Annotated in this window: 9 protein-coding genes; 5 read left to right on the forward strand and 4 right to left on the reverse strand. The window is 74.5% G+C overall.

What is annotated here, in order from left to right:
- The 3 genes from ABD317_RS29370 to ABD317_RS29380 form a co-directional block, all read left to right on the forward strand.
- On the forward strand, positions 1 to 997 hold a 997-nt coding region (locus ABD317_RS29370; protein WP_344293651.1), incomplete at its 5' end, for a peptidoglycan-binding domain-containing protein.
- A gap of 137 nt (positions 998 to 1134) precedes the next feature.
- The gene (gene dusB / locus ABD317_RS29375) at positions 1135 to 2280 is read left to right on the forward strand and encodes a tRNA dihydrouridine synthase DusB (RefSeq protein ID WP_344293653.1); all 1146 of its coding nucleotides are present in this window, start codon (positions 1135 to 1137) and stop codon (positions 2278 to 2280) included.
- A 412-nt stretch (positions 2281 to 2692) separates the two neighbouring features.
- On the forward strand, positions 2693 to 3178 hold the full coding sequence (locus ABD317_RS29380; protein ID WP_344293655.1) for an NUDIX hydrolase: 486 nt from the start codon (positions 2693 to 2695) through the stop codon (positions 3176 to 3178).
- Here ABD317_RS29380 and ABD317_RS29385 read toward each other — a convergent pair.
- From ABD317_RS29385 to ABD317_RS29395, 3 genes are all read right to left on the reverse strand, one after another.
- The gene (locus ABD317_RS29385; protein ID WP_344293657.1) at positions 3175 to 3738 is read right to left on the reverse strand and encodes a dihydrofolate reductase family protein; all 564 of its coding nucleotides are present in this window, start codon (positions 3736 to 3738) and stop codon (positions 3175 to 3177) included. The genes ABD317_RS29380 and ABD317_RS29385 overlap by 4 nt on opposite strands.
- A 90-nt stretch (positions 3739 to 3828) precedes the next feature.
- Positions 3829 to 4455: a DUF6879 family protein gene (locus tag ABD317_RS29390; RefSeq protein WP_344293659.1), complete on the reverse strand. Its 627-nt coding sequence runs from the start codon at positions 4453 to 4455 to the stop codon at positions 3829 to 3831.
- Positions 4448 to 4717 (reverse strand): hypothetical protein, encoded by a 270-nt coding sequence (locus ABD317_RS29395; RefSeq protein WP_027753302.1) that lies wholly within the window; start codon positions 4715 to 4717, stop codon positions 4448 to 4450. The genes ABD317_RS29390 and ABD317_RS29395 overlap by 8 nt, the downstream gene beginning before the upstream one ends.
- A 228-nt stretch (positions 4718 to 4945) precedes the next feature.
- On the opposite strand from ABD317_RS29395, the gene ABD317_RS29400 reads away from it, so the two are divergent.
- Positions 4946 to 5356, forward strand: coding sequence for a hypothetical protein (locus tag ABD317_RS29400; RefSeq protein WP_344293664.1), 411 nt, complete (start codon positions 4946 to 4948; stop codon positions 5354 to 5356).
- Positions 5357 to 5364: 8 nt separating this feature from the next.
- A complete protein-coding gene (locus tag ABD317_RS29405) occupies positions 5365 to 7497 on the forward strand; it encodes a tetratricopeptide repeat protein (protein ID WP_344293662.1) in 2133 nt (710 codons plus the stop codon).
- Here the strand turns inward: ABD317_RS29405 and ABD317_RS29410 are convergent.
- Positions 7463 to 8787, reverse strand: a 1325-nt coding sequence (locus ABD317_RS29410) for an amylo-alpha-1,6-glucosidase (RefSeq protein WP_425582463.1), incomplete at its 5' end; no start/stop codon positions are given. The genes ABD317_RS29405 and ABD317_RS29410 overlap by 35 nt on opposite strands.

Genomic DNA, 8787 nt, shown 5'->3' on the forward strand with positions numbered 1-8787 from the left:
CCTGGGGCTCGGTGCGGGCGCGGCGGGTGCGGTGGCTGGGGGTACCCCCACGCCCCCGGGCGTAGGGGGAGGTTTCGGTCCGGCGCCGGAGTCGCACACGCCGTCGATGCCGCCGGAGGCGCTGAACGCGGCGGCGGCCGGTTTCGGGGCGGCCGGCGCGAGCGGCCCGGGCGGTGCGGCCGGGCCGGGAGGCCCCGGCGCGGTGGGCCCGTACGGACAGCCGCCGACCGGGCAACCGCCGTACGGACAGCCGTCCGGCGGGCAGCCGCAGGCCGGGCCGCACGGCCACGCCACCCCGCAGGGCGGAGGGCCCACCCCGTACGGGCAGAGCCCGCCGGACACCGCGGACGCCCCCGCCGCCCGCCCGCCGCAGCGCCGCCGCCCCCTGATGCTGGCCGGCGCCGTCGCCGCCGTGGCGGCCGTGGGGGCGCTGGCGTTCGCCGTACCGGGGTGGCTGGGTTCCGACGACGGCGACGGCGGGTCGGACGCGCGCGGCGCGGAACGGAGTTCGAGCGCCCCCGCCACGCCGGGCGACCAGCCCGGGAAGGTGAAGCCGTCGCAGACGAAGGACAAGGACAAGGATGAGGACGAGGCGAAGCCGGACATGTCGCCGTCCCCGAGCCCGTCCGCCGCGGGCACCGCGCAGCCGACCGGGGCCCCCGACGAGACGGCCGACCCCACCACTGAGCCCACCCGCTCCGACCCCACGTCGGCGAAGCCGACCACCCGTCCTACGAAGTCGGCGCCGCCCGCCGACCCGTGGGACTCCTGCAACTACTACTCGGGCACGGCCCTCACCCAGCACGGCGACTCCGGCGAGCGCGTGGTGCAGGTCCAGTGCATCCTCCGCGCTCGCGGCTACGACCTCGGTGCGGGCGGCGTCGACGGCAAGTTCGGCCCGGACACGGAGGCGGCGGTCAAGCAGTTCCAGGGCGCGAAGGGCCTGTCGGTCGACGGCCAGGTGGGCCCGAACACGTGGGGCGCGCTACGGAGCTGAGCCCCCGCCGTCCCCGCCGTCTCGCGCACCGGAGGTCACCGCCGCCGTCCGGCCGCCCGGTGGGAAGGTGCGCGTCCCGGCGCAGGTGAGGGACAATGGAGGGTCCGTCCCCGTCACGTATCGAGGTAGTCCGCCGCATGTCCGAGCTGCAGATCGGCCCGCACACCGTCTCTCCGCCCGTGGTGCTCGCGCCCATGGCGGGGATCACGAACGCGCCGTTCCGCACGCTGTGCCGGGAGTTCTCCGGCGGCCGCGGCCTGTTCGTCAGCGAGATGATCACGACGCGGGCGCTGGTCGAGCGGGACGCCAAGACGATGCGCCTGGTCCACTTCGACGGCACCGAGAAGCCGCGGTCCATCCAGCTGTACGGCGTGGACCCGGCGTACACCGGCCGGGCCGCCCGCATGATCGCCGACGAGGACCTCGCCGACCACATCGACCTCAACTTCGGCTGCCCCGTACCCAAGGTGACCCGCAAGGGCGGCGGCTCGGCGCTGCCGTACAAGCGGAACCTGCTGCGCGCCATCCTCCGCGAGGCCGTGCGCAACGCGGGCGGGCTGCCGGTGACGATGAAGATGCGCAAGGGCATCGACGACGATCACCTCACCTACCTGGACGCCGGCCGCATCGCGGTCGAGGAGGGCGTCACCGCTATTGCTCTGCACGGCCGTACGGCGGCGCAGCACTACGGCGGCACCGCCGACTGGGACACCATCGCCCGGCTGAAGGAGCACGTGCCGGAGATCCCGGTGCTGGGCAACGGGGACATCTGGTCGGCGGACGACGCGGTGCGGATGGTGCGGGAGACGGGGTGCGACGGCGTGGTGGTCGGGCGCGGCTGCCTGGGGCGGCCGTGGCTCTTCGGCGACCTGGTGGCGGCCTTCGACGCGGCGCCGGGCCCGCCGGCGGTGGACGCGTACGCGCGGCCGGCGCTCAAGGAGGTCGCCGGGGTGATGCTGCGGCACGCGGAGCTGCTGGGGCAGTGGCTCGGCGACGAGCGCCGCGGCGTGGTCGACTTCCGCAAGCACGTGCCGTGGTACACGAAGGGCTTCTCGGTGGGCAAGGAGCTGCGCCACCGGATGGCGATGGCCGGCTCGCTGGCCGAGCTGGACGACCTGCTGGGCACGCTGGACCTGGACCAGCCGTGGCCGGTTGGCGCGGACGGCCCGCGGGGGCGCACGGCGGGGCGGAACAAGGTGGTGCTGCCGGAGGGGTGGCTCGCGGACCCGTACGAGTGCGCGCGGGTGGACGCGGGCGCGGAACTGGACACGTCGGGAGGCTGAGGGTGTCCCCGATCCCGCCCCTTCCCGAACCCGGGGGGCTACGCCCCCGGACCCCCGCGGTCGGCCGGTGGTCCGGCCGAAACCGGGGGCTGCGCCCCCGAGCCCCCGCGGGCTGGGCCGGGGCGGCGTTGTGCTGGTCGAAGCTGCCTGGTGTGCACTGCTCGACGGCCTGGCCGAAACCGGGGGCTGCGCCCCGAGCCCTCGGTCTCCGGTCCGTCCGGGTTCCGGACCCCGAGCCGGGGCGGCGCTCTGCCGGTCGGAGCTGCCTGGTGCGCACCGCGCGACGGCCCCGCCGGTCCCGGGGCTGCGCCCCGGGCCCCGCCGCCGGCCTGCCGGCCTGGCTCGGCTCGGCGCCGACCGGCCCCGCCCCCTCCTCCTACCTCCGCGGCCCCGCGGGGCTAGCCTCGGGGCGGTGGACACCACGCACCGGCCCGCCGCGCGGGTCATCTGCCTCGACGCCGCCGAGCGCCTGCTCCTGCTGCGCTGGCGCGACCCCTTCGACGGCGCGCTCATCTGGGAGCCGCCCGGCGGCGGCATGGAGCCGGACGAGACCCCGCTCGCCGCCGCCCGCCGCGAGTTGGCCGAGGAGACCGGCCTCGACCCCGCCGCCGTCCTGGACCGCGGCGTGCCCGTCGACCGCGACTTCCACTGGAAGGGCACGCACTTCGCCGGCGTCGAGCACTTCTTCCTCGCCCGCTACGCCGACGACCGCCCCCCGCTGCGCCGCACCGGTCTCCTCCCCGACGAGCAGACCACCCTCGCCGGCCACGTCTGGATCCCCTGGGCCGAGATCCACACCCTGCCGGACCCGCTCGAACCGCCGCACCTGCGGTCGGTCCTCGCCGACCTCGCCCCCGACGGCCCCTGGCGTACGGACCCGGACCCCGTCGGCGGCTAGCGCACGACGCGGTGGCGGAGGAAGGCGACCCCCGAGCCGAAGGTGCGGGTCTCGACCAGTTCGAGGTCCACCCGGCGCTCGTCCCGGGGGAAGAACGGCGTGCCGCCGCCGATCAGCACCGGGTACACCCTGGCCCAGTACTCGTCGATCAGGCCGTGCGCCGCCACCTCCGCGGCGAGCGTCGCGCCGCCGATCGCGATGTCGCCCTCGCCCGGCTCGGCCCGCAGCCGGGCGATCTCCTCGGCCACGCTGCCGGTGGCCAGGCGGGCGTTGCCCTCGACCTGCGTGAGCGTGCGGGAGAACACGACCTTGGGCAGCGGCTTCCACAGCGCGGTCCACTCGCGCTCGTCGTCGCTGAGCGACGGGTCCTGCTCGGCGGTCTCCCAGTACAGCATCGTCTCGTACAGCCGCCGCCCCATGAGATGGACGCCGACCCTCTTGATCTCCTCGATGGAGAAGCGGAAGACGTCCTCGCCGGGTGCCGTCCAGCCGAAGCCGCCGTCCGGTCCGGTGATGTAGCCGTCGAGTGAGATGGCCATCGAGTAGGTCACGCTGCGCATCGGAGGTCCTCCTCGGTACGGGTGTCGACAGTACGACTGCCGAAGCCCTCCGGAGTCATCGCGACGCGCACCCCGACCGCGCTCTTCCCCTCAGCCGCCTCCGGCCGGGTAGGCGACCGCGGGCGGGGGGAGGGGGGCGATCTCCCTGTCGAAGAAGTCGTGGAAACCGTCCCCGCGTTCGTACAGCGCGTCGAACCCGGCCGACGTCTCCTGGATCAGCGCGCGATCGGTGAAGCGACGGCACCCCATCGCGTTGCCGTCCTCGTCGTAGAGCACCTCGTACATGGCGGCGTCTCCGAGGATCACGACTTCGGGTACGGGGCGGTCTTTCTCGATGTCCGCGATCCTGCGGGCGTCCATGACCCGGATGTCGTCACCCAGTTCCACGCGTACGCGCAGTACGTGGAATTCCCACTGCACGTACGGGGTGACCGGGAATTCCACGACGCGAAGGCGACGCTGCCGCACCCCGAGCCGTGCGGCCTCGTGGAACTGTTGTGCGTAGACATCGCGTCTTTCGTCGGCGAGGGAGAGCGCGCGGTCCCATTCACCTGCCGCGAAGGCTTCCCAACTGGCGAATCCGCGCTCTTTGAAGTTCTGCCCGCGTTCGAGCTTGTTCATATGACGGATGCCGCTCGCGAAGACCCGGTGGTAGTCCGCGTGGTACGTGGGGCGGTCCAGGCGTTCTGAGAGGCCGTGTGGGAAGGAATCAAACACTCGGGATGTCCTGTTTCGCGGCGATCAGCATGTTTCTGGGGAGGACGACGAGCCGTTCGTCCGCACCGACGGAGACGCCGGAGGGCAGCTTCCCGCCCAGGGATTCCGTGAGGTCGCGGCCGATGACGACGATGTCACCGTTCTCGAGTTCCCAGATGTCGGGACAGTCGGGACCGTCGGTCGTATTGCCTAATTCCTGCGGCGATTTTCCCAGGCGACGCTTGAAGGTCGTCGCCGGATCGGCTTCCCACGGCCTGGCCATGACAGTCTCCATTCGCTGAGCCGGAGCCGGATGGCGGGACTCTAGCATTGGATGCCAGGGCCCAGCGAGGTCGAAATAGGACAGATAGGCGACGGCTGTTCGATCTCTTGTTGCCCCATGCGGCCTGGCGCGAGATGATGAGTGGTCGTCAAACAACACAGTTCACGTCACAATTATCTGCTATTTGTCATACAGTCCCACGACTTGACGATTGAGGCAGGGGGAACCGTGGACCCGGAGGCCGCCTTACTCGCACAATCCGCTGGTATCACGCTGGTCACGCTGATGACGACGGATGCCTGGCAGCGCACCCGGGACGGCGTCACGCAGCTGTGGCGCCGCATGCAGCCGCACCGTGCGGAGGCCGTCGCCGCCGAGCTGGCAGCCACCCGCGACGACGTCCTCGCCGCCGAAGCGGCCGGGGACCGGGAGTCGGTCGACGAACTGCACGCCGAGTGGCAGGGGCGGCTGCGGCGCCTTCTCGTCGCCCGGCCGGACGCCGCCGCGGAACTGCGCGCGCTCCTCGGCGAACTCGAACCGAGGGCCGGGACGGACCCCGCGGTCGTCCAGCACGCCCGCGCGTCCGGTCAGGCCCGTATCCAGCAGGCCGGACGCGACCAGCACATCACGGAACGATGACGGGCGGGATGGACGGCCGTGCCGAGGACCGCGGCCGGGTCTTCCAGGCGTCCGGCGACCAGCACATCACCGAGCACCACCACCACGGCGACGGGTCCGCCGGGCCCGGCGGACCCGACTCCGTTCGCCGTCCGGCGGTCGGCCGCCCTCCGGCCGTCCTGCGCGACCGCGCCGAGGTGCTCGCGCGGCTGCGGGCGAGCGTGGCGGGGGAGCGTGGCGGCGAGGTGTTCGTGCTGTACGGCATGGGCGGGTGCGGCAAGACCGCGGTTGCGTACACGCTCTTCCAGCTGGCCACCGGCGAACACGGCCGGGTCGGCCTGTGGGTCAGCGCCTCCGACCGCTCAAGCCTCCGGGCCGGCATGCTGGCCGTCGCCGCCGACCGGGGAGCCGGCGACGGCGAGCTGCTGGCCGCCCGCGGCGGGCTGCGGCCCGCCGCCGACCTCGTCTGGCAGTATCTCGACCGCTCCGCGGAACCCTGGCTGCTCGTCCTCGACAACGCCGACGAGCCCGAGATCCTCGGCGACGGCAGCTGGCTGCGCACCAGCCCCCGCGGCACCGTCGTCGTGACCACGCGCCGGTCGGCCGCCCGCTGGTGGCCGGGTGCGGAGCTGCAGCACATCGGCGTACTGCCGCGTGCGGACGCCGCCAGGGTGCTGCGGGACCTCGCTCCGGACAGCGGTACCGCGCAGGAGGCGGACCGGATCGCGGAACGGCTGGGGCGGCTGCCGCTCGCCCTGACGCTGGCGGGCGGCTTCCTCTCCCAGCAGGTGCTCGATCCCTGGACGATGGAGACGTACGAGCGCCGGCTCGACGAGAGAGAAGGCGTCGCGCTCATCGACCAGGGGGCCGACCCCCTGTCGCAGGAGGATCCCCGGAACCTGGTCGGTCTCACCTGGCAGTTGACGCTCGACGCCTTCGAGGCCCGCGGCCTGCCGGAGGCGACCGCGCTGCTGAGGCTCCTGGCGCGGTTCTCCTCCGAGCCGCTACCGCTGTCGCTGCTCGACCGCGCCGAGATCGGCGCGGTCCTGCCCCGGTCCCGCTGCGAAGCCGCGCTGAGAGCGTTGCTCGACCAGTCGCTCACCGAACTCGTCGAGATCGGGGTTCGCTGTACGCAGAGCCACGGCGTGCTGCTCGACAGCGTCGCCGCGGCGACTCCGGCGGACCGGGTGCCGCCGCTCGACACCACGGCGGTCCGGCTGCTCGACGCGGCCGTGCCCGCCGTGCCCGACTCGGGCCCGTACGAACCGCGCTACCGGCTGCTGGTGCCGCACGCCCTCGCCCTGCTCCGGCGCATCGGCGATCCGCGCACGTCCGGCGACGCGCTGGCCGCGGTGACCCGGCTGTCCGTCGCCCTGCACCGCACCGGCGACTACCAGGCGGCCTGGGAGACGGCCCGCAGCGCCGGGGACCTCGGCGAGCGGCGGCTCGGCCCGGACCACCGTCTCGTGCTGGCCGCCCGCTCGCGGGCGGGCCGGGCGCTCTTCCGGCTGGGCCGGTACGCCGAGGCCGAACAGCTCCTCGGCCGTATCCGTACCGTCCAGGAGGCGGTGCTCGGAGCCGACGACCCCGACACCCTGGACAGCGGTCACGGCCTGCAACTCGTCCTCGGAAACCTCGGCAGACACGACGAGGCCGTCTCGGTCCTGCGGTCCACGGTTGCCGGCAGGCGGCGGGTCCTGGGGCCCGACCACCCGCTGACGCTGCGTTCGCGCGCAAGCCTGCTGGCCTTGCTGCCGGCAGCGGACATCGTCGCGGAGGACGACGGCGCGTTGCTGTCCCTGCCGGAGGAGTGCACACGCGTCCTCGGCCCCGACCACACCGTGACGCTGGGCGCCCGCCACAACCACGCCTGGACGTCGTACCGACTGGGCCGCTTCGACGCGGCGGAGCAGGAGACACGGCAGGTCACCGACGCCTATCTGCGGCGCTTCGGTCCGGACCACGTGGTCACGCTCTCCGCCCGCCAGCTGCTCTCCCGCACCCAGGTCGCGCGCGGCCACGTGGCTGCCGGAATCGAGATCATGACGGACGTCGTGGCCAGGCGGGAGCACAGCCTGGGAGCCGACCACCCGTTCACCGCCGCCGGCCGGCGCCTGCTCGGCGAGTTCACGTCGGGCCGGGGGCGCGGGGACGGGGCGTGAACTGTTCCTGCGGGGGATCCTCGGCTGCTGTCAGGAGGGCCAGGGGGGTCGCTGCCGACCAGGACTGGGGTGCGGAGGCGTGGGGGAACGGCACCGGGGCCGGCTGGGTGGTGCGGGGGTAGCCGGCCACGGCTTCCGGGAGGCGGTGCGGGGTGTGGGCCGCCAGGTCGGCGAGGGCCGACGTCACCGTGCGGGCCTGGTCGTGGAGGCCGTAGCGGGCCAGGCCGAGGGCCAGGATCGCGTTGTCGTGCGGCCAGACGCCGCCGCGGTGGTACGCCATCGGGTGGTACGCCCCCTGGCCCGCGGCGACGGTCCGTACGCCCCAGCCGGAGAAGAAGTCCGGCTCCAGCAGCCGCCGGCCCACCCGCCGGGCGCGGTCGGGGTCCAGCAGCCCGGACCACAGCAGGTGCCCGGCGTCGGAGGCCAGTGCGTCGGCGGGGCGGCCGGCGCCGTCCAGGGCCAGGGCGGGGAAGTCGGGTTCCGCCAGCCAGAAGTCGGTGCGGAAGCGGGTGCGCAGGTCGTCGGCGGCGGTGGTGAGGCGGTCGGCGAGCGCGGGGTCGGACCAGGCGGTGGCGGCGAGGCGGGCGGTGTGGGCCAGGGCGGCGTAGGCGTAGCCCTGGGGCGCGGCGGCGGCGACGGCGCCGGTGGCGCGGGTGCCGTCGGCGGCGCAGAGGGTGCCGGGGGAGTCCCGCCAGCCCTGGCCGGCCGGGGCGCCGTCGTCGGCGCGGTGGCGGAGGTAGCCGGTCTCGGTGAGGCCGCCGTCGCCGAGCATCCAGTCGACGGCGGCGCGGGCCTGCGGCTCCAGCCGGCGGGCGAGCTTGTCGTCGCCGGTGTGCTCGGTGAGGGCGCCGAGGAGGACGAGGAAGAGCGGGGTGGTGTCGACGGCGCCGTAGTAGCGCCCGTACGGGACCTGGCCGAAGTGCGCCAGCTCGCCGTGGCGCACCTCGTGCACGATCTTCCCGGGCTCGCCGCCGTCCCCGCCGCGGGACTGGGTGGCGGCGAGCGCGAGGAGCGTGGCGTGGGCGAGGGCGGGGCGGTGGCGGAGCGCGAAGAGGGACGTCACGAGGGCGTGCCGGCCGACGAGGGCCAGGAGCCACGGGGCGCCCGCGGCGGGCACCTGCAGCGCCTCGCCGCCGGGGCCGGCGGCGGGGACGAGGAGGCCGTCGAGGTCGGCGAGACCCTGCTCGGCGGCACGGACGAGGTGCGGCCTGGCGTGGGCGGAGCCGGGGGCCGGGCCCGGGGCGGAGTGCTCTGCGGGCGTACGGGCCGGGGGCCGGCCGGTGCCGTCGG

The sequence above is a fragment of the Streptomyces synnematoformans genome (assembly GCF_039531005.1).
Classification (GTDB): domain Bacteria; phylum Actinomycetota; class Actinomycetes; order Streptomycetales; family Streptomycetaceae; genus Streptomyces; species Streptomyces synnematoformans.

Bases quoted from the DNA above. Each gene is read 5' to 3' on its own strand.
- dusB (WP_344293653.1), top strand. From the start codon at position 1,135: ATGTCCGAGCTGCAGATCGGCCCGCACACCGTCTCTCCGCCCGTGGTG.
- ABD317_RS29385 (WP_344293657.1), bottom strand. From the start codon at position 3,738: ATGCGCAGCGTGACCTACTCGATGGCCATCTCACTCGACGGCTACATC.
- ABD317_RS29395 (WP_027753302.1), bottom strand. From the start codon at position 4,717: ATGGCCAGGCCGTGGGAAGCCGATCCGGCGACGACCTTCAAGCGTCGC.
- ABD317_RS29405 (WP_344293662.1), top strand. From the start codon at position 5,365: ATGGACGGCCGTGCCGAGGACCGCGGCCGGGTCTTCCAGGCGTCCGGC.